The 17,648-nt window shown below is 75.1% G+C and carries 15 protein-coding genes and 2 tRNA genes; 8 read left to right on the top strand and 9 right to left on the bottom strand.

What is annotated here, in order from left to right:
* Positions 1-23: 23 nt before the first annotated feature.
* The 3 genes from KK617_RS09465 to KK617_RS09455 are packed head-to-tail and all read right to left on the bottom strand — an operon-like array spanning position 24 to position 4,910.
* Positions 24-626: a GNAT family N-acetyltransferase gene (locus KK617_RS09465; protein WP_277499719.1), complete on the bottom strand. Its 603-nt coding sequence runs from the start codon at positions 624-626 to the stop codon at positions 24-26.
* The gene (locus KK617_RS09460; protein ID WP_277499715.1) at positions 623-2,746 is read right to left on the bottom strand and encodes a penicillin acylase family protein; all 2,124 of its coding nucleotides are present in this window, start codon (positions 2,744-2,746) and stop codon (positions 623-625) included. The genes KK617_RS09465 and KK617_RS09460 overlap by 4 nt, the downstream gene beginning before the upstream one ends.
* Positions 2,747-2,798: 52 nt before the next feature.
* On the bottom strand, positions 2,799-4,910 hold the full coding sequence (locus tag KK617_RS09455) for an ATP-binding protein (RefSeq protein WP_277499713.1): 2,112 nt from the start codon (positions 4,908-4,910) through the stop codon (positions 2,799-2,801).
* A 216-nt stretch (positions 4,911-5,126) separates the two neighbouring features.
* Between KK617_RS09455 and KK617_RS09450 the strand changes: the two genes are divergently transcribed.
* Positions 5,127-5,202, top strand: a tRNA-Lys gene (locus tag KK617_RS09450).
* A 60-nt stretch (positions 5,203-5,262) separates the two neighbouring features.
* On the opposite strand, the gene KK617_RS09445 is transcribed toward KK617_RS09450, so the two are convergent.
* The 5 genes from KK617_RS09445 to KK617_RS09425 all read right to left on the bottom strand — a co-directional run bounded on the left by KK617_RS09445 (position 5,263) and on the right by KK617_RS09425 (position 8,696).
* On the bottom strand, positions 5,263-6,864 hold the full coding sequence (locus tag KK617_RS09445) for a class I SAM-dependent methyltransferase (RefSeq protein WP_277499712.1): 1,602 nt from the start codon (positions 6,862-6,864) through the stop codon (positions 5,263-5,265).
* The gene (locus tag KK617_RS09440; protein ID WP_277499764.1) at positions 6,861-7,232 is read right to left on the bottom strand and encodes a hypothetical protein; all 372 of its coding nucleotides are present in this window, start codon (positions 7,230-7,232) and stop codon (positions 6,861-6,863) included. Before KK617_RS09440 ends, KK617_RS09445 begins: the two co-directional genes overlap by 4 nt.
* Positions 7,233-7,273: 41 nt before the next feature.
* Positions 7,274-7,690, bottom strand: a complete 417-nt coding sequence (locus KK617_RS09435; RefSeq protein ID WP_277499710.1) for a hypothetical protein — start codon at positions 7,688-7,690, stop codon at positions 7,274-7,276.
* Positions 7,691-7,821: 131 nt separating this feature from the next.
* Positions 7,822-8,493: a hypothetical protein gene (locus KK617_RS09430; protein ID WP_277499708.1), complete on the bottom strand. Its 672-nt coding sequence runs from the start codon at positions 8,491-8,493 to the stop codon at positions 7,822-7,824.
* Between the two features lie 129 nt (positions 8,494-8,622).
* Positions 8,623-8,696: transfer RNA gene (locus KK617_RS09425), tRNA-Arg, on the bottom strand.
* Between the two features lie 175 nt (positions 8,697-8,871).
* Here KK617_RS09425 and KK617_RS09420 point away from each other — a divergent pair.
* From KK617_RS09420 to KK617_RS09400, 5 genes are all read left to right on the top strand, one after another.
* Entirely contained in the window at positions 8,872-9,429 is a 558-nt protein-coding gene (locus tag KK617_RS09420) for a hypothetical protein (RefSeq protein WP_277499706.1), read from the top strand.
* A gap of 144 nt (positions 9,430-9,573) precedes the next feature.
* A complete protein-coding gene (locus KK617_RS09415) occupies positions 9,574-10,281 on the top strand; it encodes a septum formation family protein (RefSeq protein ID WP_277499704.1) in 708 nt (235 codons plus the stop codon).
* Positions 10,278-11,147 (top strand): DUF4190 domain-containing protein, encoded by an 870-nt coding sequence (locus tag KK617_RS09410; RefSeq protein ID WP_277499703.1) that lies wholly within the window; start codon positions 10,278-10,280, stop codon positions 11,145-11,147. Before KK617_RS09415 ends, KK617_RS09410 begins: the two co-directional genes overlap by 4 nt.
* A 75-nt stretch (positions 11,148-11,222) precedes the next feature.
* Positions 11,223-12,734, top strand: coding sequence for an SDR family NAD(P)-dependent oxidoreductase (locus KK617_RS09405; RefSeq protein ID WP_277499701.1), 1,512 nt, complete (start codon positions 11,223-11,225; stop codon positions 12,732-12,734).
* Between the two features lie 77 nt (positions 12,735-12,811).
* On the top strand, positions 12,812-13,126 hold the full coding sequence (locus KK617_RS09400) for a hypothetical protein (RefSeq protein WP_277499700.1): 315 nt from the start codon (positions 12,812-12,814) through the stop codon (positions 13,124-13,126).
* A gap of 76 nt (positions 13,127-13,202) precedes the next feature.
* Here KK617_RS09400 and KK617_RS09395 read toward each other — a convergent pair whose 3' ends face one another.
* Positions 13,203-14,654, bottom strand: coding sequence for an aminopeptidase P family protein (locus tag KK617_RS09395; RefSeq protein ID WP_277499699.1), 1,452 nt, complete (start codon positions 14,652-14,654; stop codon positions 13,203-13,205).
* Positions 14,655-14,755: 101 nt separating this feature from the next.
* On the opposite strand from KK617_RS09395, the gene KK617_RS09390 reads away from it, so the two are divergent.
* Together KK617_RS09390 and KK617_RS09385 are read left to right on the top strand one after the other, a co-directional pair.
* Positions 14,756-15,874: a PrsW family intramembrane metalloprotease gene (locus KK617_RS09390; protein ID WP_277499697.1), complete on the top strand. Its 1,119-nt coding sequence runs from the start codon at positions 14,756-14,758 to the stop codon at positions 15,872-15,874.
* Positions 15,871-17,640 (top strand): dynamin family protein, encoded by a 1,770-nt coding sequence (locus KK617_RS09385; RefSeq protein ID WP_277499696.1) that lies wholly within the window; start codon positions 15,871-15,873, stop codon positions 17,638-17,640. Before KK617_RS09390 ends, KK617_RS09385 begins: the two co-directional genes overlap by 4 nt.
* The last annotated feature ends 8 nt before the right edge of the window (positions 17,641-17,648 follow it).

Raw genomic sequence — 17,648 nt, 5'->3', positions numbered from 1 at the left:
CGCGCGTCGGGGGCTCCGGCCGTTCAGCCGAGGGTGGCGACGAGGGCGTCGTACGTCGCGCGGTCGAGGAACCGCAGCACGGCCGGCTTCGTGCTGAGCCGAACCTCGGGGCCCCGGGCCACGCCCATCGCGTCGAGCCGGGCCTGCACCTTCGCGTTGCGGGCGTCGGGCTCGGCCACCACGCGCGTGGTCGCCGGGTCGGCGAAGCAGGCCCCGAGCACGAGCGCCACCACCTGCGGCGTGAACCCCGGCCGGGGGGTGGTGAGGGGCCCCGTCATGAGGTGCACGCCCACGTCGCCGGGCTGCACGTCGTACAGCTCCCCGACCTCCTCCGCCCGCGGGTCGTAGGTCTGGAAGAGGGCGGTGGGCTCGCCGTCGAGGCGCACGAGGTACGCCGCGTGCGTGGGCTGGGAGTCGATCCACGTGTAGATGTCGCGGACCTCGTCCGGCGACTTGTCGCCCATCATCCAGAAGCGGGCGCGCTCCTCACGGGTCCAGGCGTGCACGATCCCGGCCTCGGTGGCGGGGTCGAGCTCGGCGAGCGTGAGGTGGCCCAGGCCGGGAGCGCGTCGCTCGTGGAGCACCGGGCGGGCGGGGGACGGGGGCTCGGGCAGGGGAGCGGTCATGCGTCCTCCTCGGGACGGTCGGTGGCAGGACGGTCGGTGGGGCAGGGCAGCAGGTCGCCCCGCACCCAGGCGTCGAGCTGGTCGTGGGAGTGGGCCCCGGGGTGCCCGGACGCGCCGAGCGGCACGACCCACCCGCCGCGACCGCGATCGGCGAGGTCCCACACGTAGCGGGCCACCGACCCCCGCCAGCTGGCGTCGGTGGTGCCGGGCAGCGACCCCGTGCAACGCACCGTGTCGCCGTCCCCGGAGAGCGCCACGCGGGGTGTCACCAGCGGCACCGGGTGCGTGGCGAGGTCGACGCCGAGCAGCTCGAAGCCGTGCGCGGGGTCGAGCACGTGGCTCTCGCCCCACGTCGCCGGGTGGCCGGCGGCGTCCTCGAACGCCCGCACGGCCAGCGCCGCGACGTCGACGCCGAAGGGCCGCTCGGCCTCGAGGAGGGCGTCGAGCGCGAGGGCGAGGCGGGCGGTGAGCGACTGGTACGGCGCGAGCTCCCCGCCGTACGTCGTGGGGTCGCGCAGCGCGTCGAAGGCCGGCTCTGCGACGAGGAGCCGCACGAGGGCGGAGCGCCAGGCGGCGAAGGCGGCGGCGCCGCCCGACCCCGCTTCGGCGTGCCCGTCCCACGCCAGGACGGCCTCGCGCACGGGCGCCCCGGCCGGCCCGGGCTCGGGGAGCGCGGCCAGCAGGGCCTGCGTGCGGGCGGCGCTCAGCAGCAGGGTGTCGCGGTGGATCGCCGCGAAGTCGTCGGCCTCGAGCCCCGTGCGCCCGTCGAGCAGCCGGGCGATGCGCCGGGCCCGGTACGGCGGCGCGAACGACGCCCCGATCGGCTCGCTCTCCGCCCCGCGGCGCTCGTTCGCGGTCACCACCTGCCCGTCGGGCGGCACGTCGTGCCGGGGGAGGTCGGCCAGCCAGCCGTCCCACCCGCCGTCGGGTCCGACGCGCTCGGCGGGCACCACGCCCCGGCGGTGCGCGTCCGGGCGCCGGGGCACGAGGCCGGCCACGCGGTAGCGCACGGCGCCGCGGTCGTCGGCGACGACGACGTTGTTGACGGGCAGCACCCAGCGGTCGAGGGCGCGGTCGACGTCGTCGACGGTGCGGGCCCGCAGCAGCGGCAGGAGGGCGTCCAGCCCGCACCGGCCGGCGACCCACGGGGCGGTCCGCAGGCTCGTGGCGCTGCTCGTCGTCGAGCCGTCGGCGTCGGGGGTGGCGGCCTCCTCGTAGACGACGACGCCGCGGGGGGTCGTCACCACGTCGACCTCCACCGGGTCGGCACCGCGGACCTCGACCTGCTCCCGCCGTACCCCGGCCGGCTCCCAGCCGTCCGGGCCGAGGGCCTCGACGTGCCGCCCGCGGCGCCGCAGCCGCTCGGCGTACAGGTCCTCGGTGTCGGCCATCGCGTTGGTGATGGCCCACGCGACCGGGCCGGCGTGCGCGAAGTGCTGCACCCCGGGGACGCCGACGAACGCGAACCCGGCGACGTCGAAGCCGCCGCCACCGCTCGGGTCGCCGGCCAGCACGAGCCGCACCTGCTGGTAGACGCCCGGGGCCTCGATGACGCGGTGGGGGTCGCCGCCGACGAGGGGGAGGCCCGACGCCGTGCGTGCCCCGCCGACGGCCCACGCGTTGCTGCCGGAGGTGGCGACGCCCTCGGCGGACAGCAGCCGGGCTCCGGCCTCGCCCAGCGCGTCCACGACCCGCTGCCGCCACAGCTTCTGCGGGAAGCTGCCGAAGAGGAGGTTGTGCCCGAGGAGGGCGGCGACCGGCGTCCAGGGCTCCCAGGCGACCGGGGCGGCGTCGAGGGCGACCAGCTCGGGGGTGTCGTCGCGCAGCCCGGAGCTCACGCCGGCGGCGTAGGCCGCGAGGAAGTCGCGCGTCGGGGCGTCGAGGTCGTCGTACGCGCGGCGGGCGAGGGCGGGCAGGTCGGCGCGCCGCACGAGGGTGTCCCAGGCGACGCCCGCCGGGCCGACGAGGGCGGCGACGGTGCCGGTCGCGCGGCGGCGGACGAGCTCCAGCTGCCACGTGCGGTCCTGCGCGGTGGCGGCGCCGTGCAGCCGGGCCAGCCCCGCGAGGGTGTCCGCGTGGACGTGGGCGATGCCGTGGGCGTCGCGCTCCAGCCGCTCCACCCGCTGCCTCCTCGTCGGCTCCCCGCCGCCCGGACGGGAGACTTAGGCGACCCTAACCTCTGGCGTCGAGGGCGTCGAGGGCGTCGACGGGGGTCACCACGTCGACCCGGCGGGCGCCGGGCTCGACGGCGGGGGCCGGCGCGAGGAGGCGGGGGAGCACGACGAGGAACGTCGTGCCGGTGCCCGGCTCCGAGGTGGCGCCGATGACCCCGCCGTGCTGGTCCACGATGGCGCGCGCGATGGACAGGCCCAGGCCGGTGCCCTGGACGGCCTCCTGCTTCGCGAGCGAGGAGCGGAAGAACTGGGTGAAGAGCTGGTCCTGCTCCTCGACGGGGATGCCCATGCCCGTGTCGCTGACCTCGAGCACCACCTCGTCGGGCTCGAGCTTGACCGACACGTCGACGCGGCCGCCGTCGGGCGTGAACTTCACGGCGTTCGTGAGGAGGTTGAGCACGACCCGCTCCAACATGCCCGCGTCACCGTCGACCACGGCCGCGTCGTCGGGCAGCTCGAGGCGCACGTCGAGGTCGCGGCGGTCGACCGACGGGGCCACCACGTCGTACGCCGACCGCACCACGTCCCGCACGTCCGTGGGCCGCGCGTCGAGCTCGAGGGCCCCGGCGTTGACGCGGGAGAGCACCAGCAGGTCCTCGACCAGCGAGCGCAGCCGCTCGCCGTTGTTGAGGATCCGTTCCATCGTCTGGCCCACCGGCGCGGGCAGGTCGCCGAAGTCTCCGTCGGCCAGCATCGTGGCGTAGCCGAGGATGCTCGTCAGCGGCGTGCGCAGCTCGTGGCTCACGGTCGAGACCAGGGCGTCCTTCATGCGGTCGGCCTGCTCGAGCCGCTGGACCGCCTCGCGCTCGGTCAGCAGCGCGGCGAGCAGCGCGTCCTGCCGCTGCACGCGGGAGGTGACGTCCTCCGAGGTGCACACGAAGCCGACGGTCGCGCCGCGCTCGTCGCTCATGGGCGTGATGGTGAGCGAGTGGGTGCGCACCTCGCCGGACTTGCGCCGCAGGCGCCAGTCGCGCGCCTCCGTGGTCTGGCGGGACAGCGCGCGGGCGATGCGCACGAACTGGGGCGCCGCGCCGGCCGCGTCGGCCTGGCTCTGCAGCTCGGCGCGGGGCACGAGCACGTCGGGGGTGCGCCCGAGCATCTCCTCCGCGGTGTAGCCCAGCAGCGTCTCGGCGCCCACGTTGAAGAGGGTGATCCGGCCGTTCCGGTCCGTGCCGATGATCGCGGTGCGGGTGGCCGAGGCCATGATCCGGCCGACGAGCTCGCGCTCGCGGTGGGCCTCGGCGGAGCGGTCCCGCAACTGCTGGGCCACGAGGGCGTAGGGCACCACGAGCAGCACGCCGCTGAGGAGGAAGAGCAGCAGCTGCGTCGCCTCCACGACGGCGTCGCCGGTGTCGGCGAGCCCGAAGGGGCCCACCCCGATGGCGCCGAGGGCCAGCACGGTGGTGCTGAGGCCCAGCAGCTGCAGCACCATCTCGCGCAGCCGCAGCCGGAGCGCCCCCCAGGCCAGGAGCGGGACGACCACGAACGCCCACGCGACGTCGGTCTGGAGGAGGAACACCGCCACCGTGGAGACGAGCACCGCCCCCCACTGGGCGGCCCGCTCGGGTTCGCTGGCCGGGCGGGGGGACCGGTCGACGTCGAGGAAGGGCAGCACGAGGAGCAGCTGCGAGAGCACGGCGGCGACGAGCAGCAGCGCCAGGGTGCTGGGCGCCAGCTCGCGGTCGTCGGCCACGAACACGCCGGCGAGCGCGGCGACGCCCACGAGCGGGCCCGCCAGTCCCGCGGCGAGCCAGTGGGCCAGGTCGCCCTGCGTGCGCAGGGCGGCGCGGCCGTCCCGCTGCCCGGTCCGGGCGAGCACGAGGACGCCGATGCCGGCCTGCAGCACGGTGCTGAGGCTCATGCCCAGGACGGTCGAGCCCTGGGCCCCGACCGAGGTGAGGGTGGCCGCGACCACCAGGCCGCCGCCCGCGACGACGGGCAGGCGCCACCAGCGGTGGGCGAGGAGCGCCGCCCCCGTGAGGAGGCCGACGGGGGACACGCTGAACGCCTCCACCCAGGAGTGCGCGAGCTGCACGACCACGACACCGACGGCGAGGGCGCCCACGAGGACCGCGACGGGGAGCCACGCGGGCGCCACCGGGCGCGTCACGACGTGCTCCTGCGTGGCCACTCGACCCTCCCGTTCCCGCGTCCCGACCGCCCGGCGGCCGGCTCCCCGCGCCATTGTGACCGCTGGGCGGCCCGACGACAGCCGTTGCGCGCAGAACGTGGACGGGTGCGGCCCGTCCCGGCCGGCGCCGCCGGGCGCGCGCGGCCGATTTTGCTCCCTCGTCACTCGCAGGTAGAGTTCTACCCGCTTCACCGCGCGGCATTAGCTCAATTGGCAGAGCAGCTGACTCTTAATCAGCGGGTTCGGGGTTCGAGTCCCTGATGCCGTACCACCACCGGAGGCCCTCCACCGCAGCAGCGGGGAGGGCCTCCGGCGTGTCCCGGGGCCGCGCTCAGCCCGGCGGGCGCCGCGCGACGCTCAGCACGTGGGTGTCCGGCCACGGCAGCGCCTCACCCGTGGCGGGGTCGAGCAGCTCCGCGACGGGGGCGAGGCGGTGCTCGACGATCCAGTCGTTGCGCCACGCCCCGTGGCCGGGGTCGAGCTCGAACCCGGCGTCGGTGAGCAGGTCGCGCCAGTCGGCCATCGACAGCCCGCAGAACTGCTCGTGGCACTCGCTCAGCCAGTTGTCGGCGTAGTCCTTGGTCGTCAGGAACTCCATCGCGTCCCCGAGCCGCAGCCGCCACGTGGTGGTGCCCTCGACCTCGACGTCGAGCGGCTCCCGGGTGGCGGTGAAGCCGGAGCCGGACAGGCGCGGGAAGTCGTGGACGAACTGCACCATCCGGCCAGCGGTCGACAGGCCCTCGACGTACGCCGCGACGTCCTCGGCCGGCAGGTCGTCGAGGTCGGTCCGGGCCTGCTCGGGGGTCGCGCCGTCGTCGGCGCGCAGCCGGAGCAGCACCTCGCGGTCGGGCTCGGCGGGGCCGAGCACGTCGGAGTTCACCCAGACGCCCCCGACGCGGGTGTGCTCGTGGACCCGCCGGGCGAACGCCTCCACGTCGGCGCGACCCGCGCCGTACGAGAACAGCTCGTGGGTCAGCGCCACGGTGACGGTCGAGTCGACGGAGCCCGCCGGCATCACGGGCCCGCCCAGGATGTTGGCGCGCACGAACCAGATGTTGGGGTTCGCGAAGACGCCCGTGGCCTTCTTGTGCTCGGCCTCCTCGAGCAGCGGGCGGGCGACGTCGACGCCGAAGAGGTCGGACTCCTCGAACCGCGGGTCGGCCGCGACCTGCTCCAGCAGCCCACCGGTCGCGCAGCCGACGTCCACGACGCGGCCCGGCTGCAGCAGCGGCCCGACCTGCTCGAACTTGCGGGCCGAGGCGGTCTCGAAGGACGCGGCGTACGTGCGGTAGTCCCGCGTCGTGGTCAGGTCGCCCTCGCTGGAGACCACCGGGTCGGAGAAGAGGTCGACGACGAGGTCGGGCACGCCGTACCGCTCGTAGAAGGCCACCGTCTCGGGGTGGGCCAGCAGGCGCCACGACTCGTCGCCGTGGGCGAGGCGCTGCACGACCTCCCAGGGGCGGCCGGGCTGGTCCTCGGGCTCCTCCTCGACCGTGTCCTCGACCCCGACGACGGTGAACCCGAGCTCGCGGTAGGAGTCCGCGACGGCCGGGGTCGAGCAGGCCACGAGGGTGTGGTCGGGCGCGGGCGCCGGCCGGTGGGGGAGCGCGGTGGCGACGGTGGTGACGACGAGGGCCGCGAACCGGGGGTGCTGCGGCACGTCCGGAACCGGTACGACGAGGCTCGGCAGCCCGGCGGCGGCGCTGACGCGCTCGACCAGCGCCTCGCGGCGGTGGCCCGGCAGCGGGTTGCGCCGGGTCCAGGCGTGGGTGGCCGAGGTGACGGGCCAGACGACGACCGCGTCGGAGGTCACCTCCACGGGACGCCCGTCGGGGAACCGGACGTCGCCCGCCAGGAGGCGGCGCAGGTGCTCGACCTGGAAGGCGGTGACGGCGTGGTGCCGCCCGGGGAACAGGACCTCGGTGAACGTCACGGACGCTCATCCTGCCGGTCGGGCGAGCGACGCAGCCACCCGCCCGCCCACAGGGCCCACAGCACCAGCAGCGGCTGGAAGAAGAGGCGCACCAGCCGCGCCCGGTCGCTCGTCAGGCCGAAGGCGTCGGTGCCCTCGACGTACTGCGCCACGTTGCCCGGGAAGATGGCGACGAAGAACGCGGCGAGCAGCCCGCCGGCGAGACGCCGGTGGCGCGGCGGGGCCAGCAGGAGCGCCGCCCCCAGGCCGATCTCCACCACGCCGGACCCGACGACCACGAGGTCCTCGTCCACCGGCACCCACGCGGGCACCTGGGCCTGGAACTCGGTGCGGGCGGTGGTGAGGTGCGCGACGCCGGCGCCGACCATGACGGAGCCGAGCAGCAGGCGGCCTGCCGTGCGCAGGACGCTCACGGGCGGTACTCGTGCCCCGGCTCGCCGTGGGTGCGCCGCCCCTCCTTCATCTCCGACTCGTAGACGTGCTTCCGGCCCTCCAGCAGGGCGTCGCGGGCGTCCTTCTCGAGCGCCTTGAAGGTCGCGTAGTAGCCGTCGTCGTAGTCCTCCACCACCTGGAACGACCAGCGACCGTGGATGATGTTGCGCCCGACGATCTCTCGGTCCAGCCGGTCGGCGAGCTCGCCGTGGCCCGCCGCGCGCAGCTGGTCGACGGCGTCGCCCAGGGTCAGGTCGGCCGTGCCGCAGCGGCGGTGGAACGCGTAGAGGTGGCCGCGCGCCTCCTCCACGGCCTCGAGGGCCTCCGACAGCTTGCCGAGGGCCTCCACGGTGGCGTCGTCGACGCCGTCGGGTCGGGTGTGGTCGATGTCCATGCCCCGATCGTGCCCCCGGGGACAAGACGGGCCGCCGGGAACGGGACGACACCCCGGGGGTCGGGATCCCCGGGGCGTCGTCGTCTGCCGTCGTACGGCGTGCTGCTGCGGGTGGACGGTCCGCCCCCGGCTCACTCCCAGATGACGGGCGAGCCCAGGATGAGGCTGTAGTCGTCGCCCTCGCCGAACGCGGCCTGCGTGACCGGCTCGGCCGAGACGACCGTGTTGCAGGTCTCGAAGGCCGAGCCGTCCCAGTCGGACGCGGCCGACTCGGTCTCGCAGCCGCCGATGCCGCCGGAGAAGCTGATGAGCTGGGCGGCGCTGTCGCCGGCGGCGGTGAGGCCGTCGAGGCTCAGCTGCATGCCGCCGATCGCCTCGGCGTTCTCGACGCCCGAGATCTCGTAGGAGATGTGCCACGGCGTCATGCCGTCGGAGTCCTCGACGTCGGCGAGGTCGGCCGGGTCGCCCTCGCGGATCTCGGTGACGGTGACCTCGATGACGCCGTCCTCGCCCGCGTACGACATCGGGACGGTCGCGGTCTCGCCCAGCTTCAGCTGGGCGCCGGGCTCGGTGAGCTCGCCGGCGGAGGAGCCGCCCGCCGAGCCGCTGCCGGAGTCGGAGTCCTCCGACTCCTCGTCCTCCGAGGTCTCCTCGTCGGCGGGCTCCTCGGACGCGTCCTCGGTGGTGCTCGACTCCGAGCTCTCGGCGTCGTCGCTCGACTCGTCGTCACCGCCGCAGGCGGTGAGCGAGGCCGCGAGGACGGCGGCCACGGCGACGGAGGCGAACTTCTGGCGCTTGCGCATGGGGGTGTCTCTCTCTGATCGGGTACGGCGCCGCCTCCCGCGGCGCCGCCCCCTCCCTACCTTCGGGTGGTCGCCGCCAAACCTGCGGCCCCGGGCGCGCTCGTGCAGCGGGGCGGACGTCCTGCGCGGTGCCCCCGACAGGATTCGAACCTGTGACCGGCGGATTAGAAGGCCGCTGCTCTATCCAGCTGAGCTACGGAGGCGGGGACCGTTCGCGGGGACGGAACCGGAGGGTCCGTCCGGCCACGACGCCGGTCCGGGCAGCAGTGTAGGGCCGCCGGGGACGTTGCGTGCGCCACGGGGAATGAGGGCGGCTCCCGCGGGGTAGGGCACCCGCCGGCCCGGGCGCGCCGGGGCAGCGACGACAGGAGTGGAGCGGTGGAGACGATCGTGGAGCGCGAGCTGCGCCTGCTGGGGCAGCGGGTCGAGCGGCTGGAGGACCTGGTGGTGAGGGCGGTGGCGTGGGCCAGCGCGATCTGCCTGGTGCTGGGCCAGCTGCTGCCGTTCATCCCGGTCAACCAGGGCTCCGACGAGGAGGACGTCATGGCCAGCCTCCTGACCACGGGCTTCCGCGCCCTGACCTTCCGCGACAGCGAGGGCGACGTCGAGGGCTTCTCCATCGCGGCCGGGATCGGGTTCCTCGGCCTCCTCCTCGTCACCGTGGTCGCCCTCTACCTGCTGGCCCTCATCGCCACCGCCTCCGCCACGGCGGGCACGCAGAAGGTCGTCGGGCTCACCGCGACGCTGCTCGTCGTCGGCACCGTGGTGGCCGGCATCTTCGCCCTCCTCTCGCTGTCGGCCGAGGACGTCGGGCCGGGCTGGGGGATCGTGGTCTTCGCCGTGGGGGTGGCGCTGTTCCTCGTCGTCGCCTTCTCGGGGCTGCGCGACTGGTGGGAGCCGGCGCGTCGGGCGCGCGGCACCGTCGTGCTCCGCTGAGGCCTGTTGCCCGGATCACCGCTCGGGGGCACCGGCTGTTGCCCCGTTCCGCCCGCGTGATCCCGCGCGGGATGGGAGCATGCGGGCGTTGCGACGCCGACGGGCTCGTACGACCGCACCACGAGCCGAGGGGACCGACGACCCATGCCCGACGAGCCGCAGTACCCGCCGCCCGGCCCCGCGCCCGAGCCGCCCGTGCAGCAGCCGTTCCCACCGCAGCAGCACGCGCCGCAGCCGTACGCCGGGGGGTGGGGCGCGCCGTACCCCGGCCCGCCCGCGCCGCCGCGCCGCCGCCGTACCGGTCTCGTCGTCGGCCTGGTCGTCGCCGGGGTCGCGGTCGTCGGTCTCCTCGGTGCCGTGGTCGTCGGGACCTTCGCGGTCGTCGGTCTCGAGGGCGGGTCGGCGTGGTCGGAGGAGGCGTCGAGCGTGACCAGCGAGGCGGCCGACCCCTGGTACGTCGAGGACCTCGACGCCGAGAAGGTCGCGCTCTTCGACCTCGAGGTCGGTGACTGCTTCTTCGACGGGCTGCTGGACCCCGAGTCGAGCGGGGAGCCGTTCGTCAGCGAGGAGGTGGACCTCGTCGACTGCAGCGAGGCACACCCGCTCGAGGTGGTCGGGGCGTACCGGGTCGACGAGCTGCCGGAGGAGGACGACGCGTTCTTCGCCGACACCGAGGACCGGTGCTGGGACCACTACGACACGTACGCCGGCGAGGCCGGCGCCTACGCGGACGTGTGGATGAGCTTCTACTGGCCGACCCCGGAGTCCTGGGAGTTCGGGGACCGCGAGATCGTCTGCGTCGCCACGTCGGAGGAGCTCCGCCGTGGTTCGCTCGGGCGGTCAGACGCATGAGCACCCAGACGCCGCACCCCGCGCCCGCGCCGCAGCACCCGCCGTACCCCCTGCCGTGGCAGCCGCCCGTCCGTGAGGACGCCGGCCTCGTGCCGACGCTGGCGCTGGCCCTGGCGTGCGTGCCTCTCGTCGTCACCAACCTCCTCGGTGTCGTGCTCGGCGCAATCGGGCTGGGGTCCCGGCCGCGCGGGCGCCCCGGTCGCGGCATGGCGGTGGCCGCCCTCGTGGTCGGTACGGCGTGGCTCGCCGTCGCGGCCGTGGTCGGCACCGTCCTGCTGGTCCAGGCCGGTGACACCGCCCGGCGCGAGGCGACCGTCGAGCGCCTCCAGGGCGACGTGCAGGAGCTCCGCGACGAGCTGGACGAGGTCGGCGCCGGGTTCGACGCGGGGTTCGACGAGGGGTTCGACGAGGACTACGCGATGGACCCCGAGGAGCTGGGCGACGCCGAGGAGCGGGCGTCGGTGACGCCGCTGGCCCAGGACGTGCCGCTGGTGGACCTCGCGGCCGGCGACTGCGTGCTCGACCACGAGCTGAACTACCAGCTCTGGTGGGGCGACCCGCTGGAGACGGTGGCGGCGACGGTCGACTGCGCCGGGTGGCACGACGCGGAGCTCGCGGGCTTCGTCGAGGTCGACGGGGACGACTACCCCGACGAGGACACGTTGTGGGACGAGGTCGGCTTCGACTGCGACGACCTCTTCTTCTCGTACGCGGGCGAGGCGAACTACGCCGGGGCCGAGACGACCTACCCGGCGTTCGTGCCCCCGACCGAGGAGGCCTGGGACGCGGGGGAGCGCCGCGTGGCGTGCTTCGCGTCCAGCGAGGAGCTCGTCGAGGGCTCGCTGCGGGGCGTGGCGCGGGGCTGAGGCCGGCCGGGCGCGCCGGCCGGGGCCGTGGTCGGCGTTTCCGCCCGCCGACGCCCGGCGCCGTACCCTCTCCCGGTGAGTGACGCCGTACCCAGCGCCGGTCCTGCCGGCATCGACCCCGCCGAGATGGCGACCGCGCTGCGGGTGCTGCAGCAGGTCGCGGACCTGCCGCCCGACCACCCCGACGTGACGACGGTGAAGCGCGCCGCGTCGTACATGTACAAGCTGATCAAGAAGACCCGCCGGGCCGAGATCCGCATGACGCGGCAGGTGCACGACCAGCGGATCATCGAGAGCACGGCGACCGGGTCGGCGATGCGGATCGACGACGAGACCGCCGGCATCCCCCTGGTCTCGACGGCGAAGGGGGCGTTCGCGGGCGAGCTCATCACCGCGCGCGGCTGCTACATCTGCAAGGAGGACTTCACCCTCGTCGACGCGTTCTACCACTGGCTGTGCCCGCGCTGCGCCGCGATGAGCCACGCCAAGCGGGACCAGCGCACCGACCTCACCGGTCGCCGCGCGCTGCTGACCGGGGGCCGGGCGAAGATCGGGATGTACATCGCGCTGCGGCTGCTGCGCGACGGCGCCCACCTGACCATCACGACGCGCTTCCCCCGCGACGCGGTGCGCCGGTTCGCGGCGCTGGAGGACTCCGACGACTGGCTGCACCGCCTCAAGGTCGTCGGCATCGACCTGCGCGACCCCACCCAGGTGCTCGCGCTGGCCGACGACGTCATGGCCGACGGCCCGCTCGACATCCTCGTCAACAACGCCTGCCAGACGGTCCGGCGCAGCCCCGGCGCCTACTCCCAGCTCGTGGAGATGGAGTCCGCCCCGCTGCCCACCGACCGCGTGCTGCCCGAGATGGTCACCTTCGACCGCGTGTCCGAGGCCCACCCCGCCGCCATCGCGGGCGCCCTGGCCGACGTGGCGGTCGCCCACCACGACGGCGAGTCCGCGGAGCACGCCCTGGCCGCGCACAGCGCCGCGACGATGACCGCGCTGGCGCTCAAGGCCGGCAACGCCAGCCTGGAGGCGCACCTCGCCGGCACCGCCGTCGACGCGGGCGGCCTGCTGCCCGACGTGCAGACCAACAACTCCTGGACCCAGGTCGTCGACGAGGTCGACCCCCTCGAGCTGCTCGAGGTGCAGTTCTGCAACTCGGTCGCTCCGTTCCTGCTCATCAGCCGGCTGCGGCCCGCCATGCGCGAGGCGGTACGGCGGGGCGCCCGCCGCGCGTACGTCGTCAACGTCTCCGCCATGGAGGGCCAGTTCTCGCGCCGCTACAAGGGCCCGGGCCACCCGCACACCAACATGGCGAAGGCGGCGCTCAACATGCTGACCCGCACGAGCGCGGGGGAGATGTTCGAGACCGACCAGATCCTCATGACGGCCGTCGACACCGGCTGGATCACCGACGAGCGCCCCCACCACGAGAAGCTGCGCATCGCGGCCGAGGGCTGGCACGCACCGCTCGACCTCGTCGACGGCGCCGCCCGCGTCTACGACCCGATCGTGCGGGGCGAGGCCGGTGAGGACGTGTTCGGCTGCTTCCTCAAGGACTACGAGCCCAGCCCCTGGTGATGCCGCACCCCGCGGGGGGTGACGCGGCCGTCCCCCGGGGGCGGTGACGTCCCGACCCGTCCCTCGTTGGGGCGGGCATGGACGCGATCGCCCTCCACGTGCTCCTCGTCGAGCAGGTCACCCGCGCCGTCGACGAGCTCGTGCGGCCCGTGGCCACGGCCCGGTCCCGGTTCGTCGACCTCTGCGTCGAGGGCGCCCTGGCGTGCGACGTGGTGGGCGACGACGCCGAGGTCTCGGCCGAGCCCGACGTGGCCCGCCGCTCCCGCTGGGCCACGTCGGTCCTCACCGGGCTCGCCGAGCCGGGGCTCGACGCCGGCACGCGCGACCAGCTCGCGCGGGCGTGCGAGGTGGCCGTCGGCCGCTTCTGCACGCTGGCCCGCGGCCGGGCCTGATCCCCGCCGCACCCCCACGGGAGTGCCCCGCCGGGGGAGTGCCCGGTCGGGGAGTGCCCCGCCGGGGGAGTGCCCGTCAGGGGAGCAGCGAGCCCATCCACGCCTCGACGTCGGCGACGGTGCGCGGCAGGGCCGCCGAGAGGTTGCGGGCGCCGTCGGCGGTGACGAGCACGTCGTCCTCGATGCGGATGCCGATGCCCCGCAGCTCCTCGGGCACCAGCAGGTCGTCGGCCTGGAAGTAGAGCCCGGGCTCGACCGTCAGGACCATCCCCTCGGCGAGGTCGCCGCGCGGGTAGACCTCGGGGGCGGAGCGGGCGCAGTCGTGCACGTCCATGCCGAGCATGTGGCTCGTGCCGTGCAGCGTCCAGCGCGCGTAGACGCGGCTGTCCGGGGACAGCGCCTCCTCCGGGGAGCAGGGGAGCAGGCCGAGGTCGCCGAGGCCGTGGGCGAGCACCGTCATCGACGCCTGGTGGACCGAGGTGAACGCCACGCCCGGGCGCACCGCGTCGATGCCCGCCTGCTGGGCGGCGAGCACCAGCTCGTAGAGGTCGCGCTGCAGCGGCGTGAAGGTGCCGTCGACCGGGAGGGTGCGGGTGACGTCGGCGGTGTAGAGGTTGCGGTTCTCCACGCCCATGTCGAGGAGGATCAGCTGGCCGGGCAGGACGGGCCCGGTGTTGTCGATCCAGTGCAGCGTCGTGGCGTGCGAGCCGGCGCCCACGATGGAGTCGTAGCCGAGGTCGTTGCCCATCGCGCGCGCCCGGCGGAAGAAGGTGCCCTCCAGCCAGCGCTCGCCGTGCTCGCGCACGCGGTCCCACTCGCGCACGGAGTCCTCGAAGCCCAGGGTGGTGATGTCGCAGGCCTCCTGGAGCTGGTCGACCTCCCACGTGTCCTTCACCAGCCGCAGCTCGGAGGCGACCCGGGCCAGCTCGGCGTCGCGGGCCTCGTCGGGGGCGGCACCGGCGTCCACCTCCGCGTCGAGGCCGCGCAGCACGCGGGTCTTCGTGCCGGTGCGGGCCAGCTCGGCCGCCAGCTCGTCGCGGTGGCGCACGGGCAGGCCGAGGGACTGCTCGAGCTCGCGCAACGACGGGCGCTCGCCGGCCCACAGCGCGCCGTACTGCCGGTCGCGGAAGAACTCGTCGGTGTCGCGTCCCGAGCGGGGGCGGGCGTAGAGCACCGGCTCGCCGTCGGTCACCACGAGCACCGCGTCGGTCGTCTGGTTGCCGGAGAAGTAGGTGTGGGCGGTGTCGGGCCGGAACCGGTAGTCGGTGTCGTTCGAGCGCACCTTGAAGGTGCCCGCCGGCAGCACCAGGCGCTCGCCGGGGAACGCCTCGGCCAGCCGGGCGCGCCGCTGCTCCGCCCACGGCACGACGGGGTGCGGGGGCAGCTCGCGCTCGACGTCGGCCCAGCCGGTGCGCATGAACGCGGCGTACGCCTCGGGCACCGCGGGGTCGTGCGACTCCACCTTCAGGTCCTCGCCGCCCTCGGCGGGGGTCGTGACGTCGGGGGCCTGTGCGCTCTCCTCACCCATGGCGGCCAGGGTACGCGCGGCCCGCGCCGGACCCGCTGACCTGGGGAGAGCCGTCGGCGACGGCCCCGCGGGGGCGCCCCTGCTCGGTTAGGGTGGCGGGCATGCCCACCCGCCACCGCGACAACGTCGCCTTCACCGTGGTGGTGTGGTCGCTCGTGGGGCTCGGCGCCCTCGGGGTGCTCGCCCTCCTGGCCCTCTCGGGCGCGCCGGGCACGTTGCTCGTGGCGACGGTGCTGGCCGCCGTCCCGGTGGGACCCGTGGTCGCCGTCTACCTGTGGCTCGACCGCTACGAGCCCGAGCCGCGCAACCTCCTCGTCGCGGGCCTGCTGTGGGGCGCCTTCGTGGCCACCACGGCGGCCGTGGTGCTCGGCGGCGTCGGCGGCCTCGTGGCGCCGATGGACCGGGTGACCTCCGCGGTGCTGGTGGCGCCGGTGACGGAGGAGGCGACCAAGGGCCTCTTCCTCGTGCTGCTCCTGTGGTGGCGCCGCCACGAGCTCGACGGCGTCCTCGACGGCATCGTGTACGCCGGGATGGTCGGCGTCGGCTTCGCCTTCACCGAGAACATCCTCTACCTCGCCGCGGCGTACGACGGCGGTGCCGACGTGGGGCCCGGCGGCGTCGCCGCGCTGACCGGCACGTTCGTCGTCCGCTGCCTGCTCAGCCCCTTCGCGCACCCGTTCTTCACCGCGTTCATCGGCATCGGCGTCGGCGTCGCGGTGGGCTCGCGCTCGGGCTTCGTGCGCCTGGCCGCCCCGCTGGTGGGGTACGCCGTCGCGGTGGGGTGGCACGCGTTGTGGAACGCGTCCAGCGCGCTGCCGGTCGGCTTCCTCGGCACCTACACGCTCCTCATGTTCCCCGCCTTCCTCGGCCTCGTCGCGGCCGCCGTCTGGTGCCGCTCGACCGAGCGGAGGGTGCTGACGACCGCGTTGCAGGACGCGGCGGCCCGCGGTCTGCTCCCGGCCTCCGACATCCCCTGGATCGCGGACCTCCGGCTGCGCCGGCAGGTACGACGGGACGCGCGCCGGGGAGGCGGCGTCGCGGCCGAGGGCGTGGTGCGGGAGTATCAGGAGGCGGCGGTGGAGCTGGGGTTCCTGCACCACCGCGTCCTCCGCGGCACGGCACCCGACGACTTCGTCCGGCGGGGACAGGCGCACCTGCGCCGCATGACGGCGACCCGCCCGCAGATCCCGATCCCTCCACAGGTGGTGACCGCTCGATGACTCCTCCCGACAACGGGTCCTCCCCGACCGCGGGCTCGCGGTCGAACCGCAGCGCGTCCGGAGGGGCCGGCGGGCTCGGCGTCGGTGGCAACGCCCCGATGCTCACGGCGCTCGTGCAGCTGCGCAGCGCGCTGCAGGCGGTCGTGCTGCCCCTGGAGGTGCCCGGCGTGGGGACGGCGCGCGACGCCCGCGCCGAGATGGTCGACCAGCTGGAGGACTACGCGATCCCGCGGCTCATGGCCGTCGAGGCGCCGCTGCTCACCGTCGTCGCCGGCTCGACCGGCGCCGGCAAGTCGACGCTGGTCAACTCGCTCGTCGGCCACAAGGTCTCCGAGGTCGGCGTGCTCCGGCCCACCACGCGCTCGGCCGTGCTCGTGCACCACCCCGACGACGGGTCGTGGTTCGGGCCCGACCGCCTGCTGCCCGAGCTGCGCCGGGTCACCGACCCGACGACCGACCCCGGCTGCCTCCAGCTCGTCGGCACCGACGCGGTGCCGAAGGGCCTGGCCATCCTCGACGCTCCCGACGTCGACTCCGTCGACAAGCACAACCGCGAGCTCGCCGCCCAGCTGATGGCGGCGGCCGACCTGTGGCTCTTCGTCACCTCGGCCGCCCGCTACGCCGACCAGGTGCCGTGGGAGTTCCTCAAGGAGGCGGGGGAGCGCTCGACCGCGGTCGCGATCGTGCTGGACCGCACGCCGGCCGACGCCGTCGAGACCGTCGCCGCCCACCTCGCCCGCATGCTGGCCAGCCGCGGCCTGAAGGACTCGCCGCTCTTCATCGTCCACGAGGGCGACGTCGGCCCGGACGGCGTGCTGGCCCCCCACGAGGTCGGGGACGTCGTCACCTGGCTCGCCAGCCTGGCCGCCGACCAGAAGGCCCGCGAGGCCGTGGTGCGCCAGACCCTGTCGGGCACGGTGCGCACCCTGTCGCTGAGCAGCCACAGCATCGCCGACGCCGCCGAGGTGCAGGTCGACGAGGCCCGGCGCCTGCGGTTCTGCGTCGACAGCGTCTTCGACGAGGTCGTCTTCGAGGCCGAGCAGACGCTGACCGACGGCTCGCTCGTCGCGGGCGAGCTCGAGGCCCGCTGGCAGGAGTTCGTCGGCAACGGGGAGCTGCTGCGCTCGCTGGAGACGCGGGTGGGTCTCATCCGCGACCGCATCGTCAACGCCGTCAAGGGCAAGCCGCAGCAGGCCGAGCAGGTCGCGGCGGCGGTCGCCTCCACGGTGGGCTCGGAGGTCGTGGCCCACGCGGAGCGGGCGACGACGACGCTCGTCGCCCGGTGGCGCGAGTCCGAGGCCGGCGCCGGCCTCGTGCGCGACGGCGACCGCCTGGAGCGTCCCGCGCGCGAGGTGGCCCGCCAGGCCGAGCGCACGATCCGCGAGTGGCAGCGCGAGGTCACCGACCTGGTCCGCGAGGAGTCCGGCGACAAGCGCACCTCGGCCCGCTTCCTGGCCTTCGGCGTCGACGGCATCGGCGCGACCCTCGCGGTCGTGGTGCTGTCCAGCGACCCCGCGTCGCCCGGTCGCCAGCTGCTCAACGCCGTGCTGGGCCCGCAGTCCACCGCGCGGCTCGTGCAGTCCGCCACGACCGCGCTGCGCGAGCGCGTGCGCGCCGTGCTGGAGGGGGAGCGGGCCCGCTACGCCGGTGTCGTCGACCGCCTCGAGGTCAGCGAGGACGCCGCCGCCCGGGTCCGCTCCGCCTCGCGACGGGTCGACGACCTGCGCTTCGCGGACCGCGGTGCACTGAAGGCGACCCGGCGCTGAACGGCCCG

It is taken from the genome of Nocardioides sp. ChNu-99, from assembly GCF_029493445.1.
In the GTDB taxonomy this organism is placed as follows: domain Bacteria; phylum Actinomycetota; class Actinomycetes; order Propionibacteriales; family Nocardioidaceae; genus Nocardioides.
The sequence above is the reverse complement of the archived record's forward strand: the minus strand, read 5'-3'. Positions and strand labels throughout refer to the sequence as shown.

Bases quoted from the DNA above. Each gene is read 5' to 3' on its own strand.
- KK617_RS09465 (WP_277499719.1), bottom strand. From the start codon at position 626: ATGACCGCTCCCCTGCCCGAGCCCCCGTCCCCCGCCCGCCCGGTGCTC.
- KK617_RS09440 (WP_277499764.1), bottom strand. From the start codon at position 7,232: ATGGTCGGCGCCGGCGTCGCGCACCTCACCACCGCCCGCACCGAGTTC.
- KK617_RS09435 (WP_277499710.1), bottom strand. From the start codon at position 7,690: ATGGACATCGACCACACCCGACCCGACGGCGTCGACGACGCCACCGTG.
- KK617_RS09430 (WP_277499708.1), bottom strand. From the start codon at position 8,493: ATGCGCAAGCGCCAGAAGTTCGCCTCCGTCGCCGTGGCCGCCGTCCTC.
- KK617_RS09415 (WP_277499704.1), top strand. From the start codon at position 9,574: ATGCCCGACGAGCCGCAGTACCCGCCGCCCGGCCCCGCGCCCGAGCCG.
- KK617_RS09410 (WP_277499703.1), top strand. From the start codon at position 10,278: ATGAGCACCCAGACGCCGCACCCCGCGCCCGCGCCGCAGCACCCGCCG.
- KK617_RS09400 (WP_277499700.1), top strand. From the start codon at position 12,812: ATGGACGCGATCGCCCTCCACGTGCTCCTCGTCGAGCAGGTCACCCGC.
- KK617_RS09395 (WP_277499699.1), bottom strand. From the start codon at position 14,654: ATGGGTGAGGAGAGCGCACAGGCCCCCGACGTCACGACCCCCGCCGAG.
- KK617_RS09390 (WP_277499697.1), top strand. From the start codon at position 14,756: ATGCCCACCCGCCACCGCGACAACGTCGCCTTCACCGTGGTGGTGTGG.
- KK617_RS09385 (WP_277499696.1), top strand. From the start codon at position 15,871: ATGACTCCTCCCGACAACGGGTCCTCCCCGACCGCGGGCTCGCGGTCG.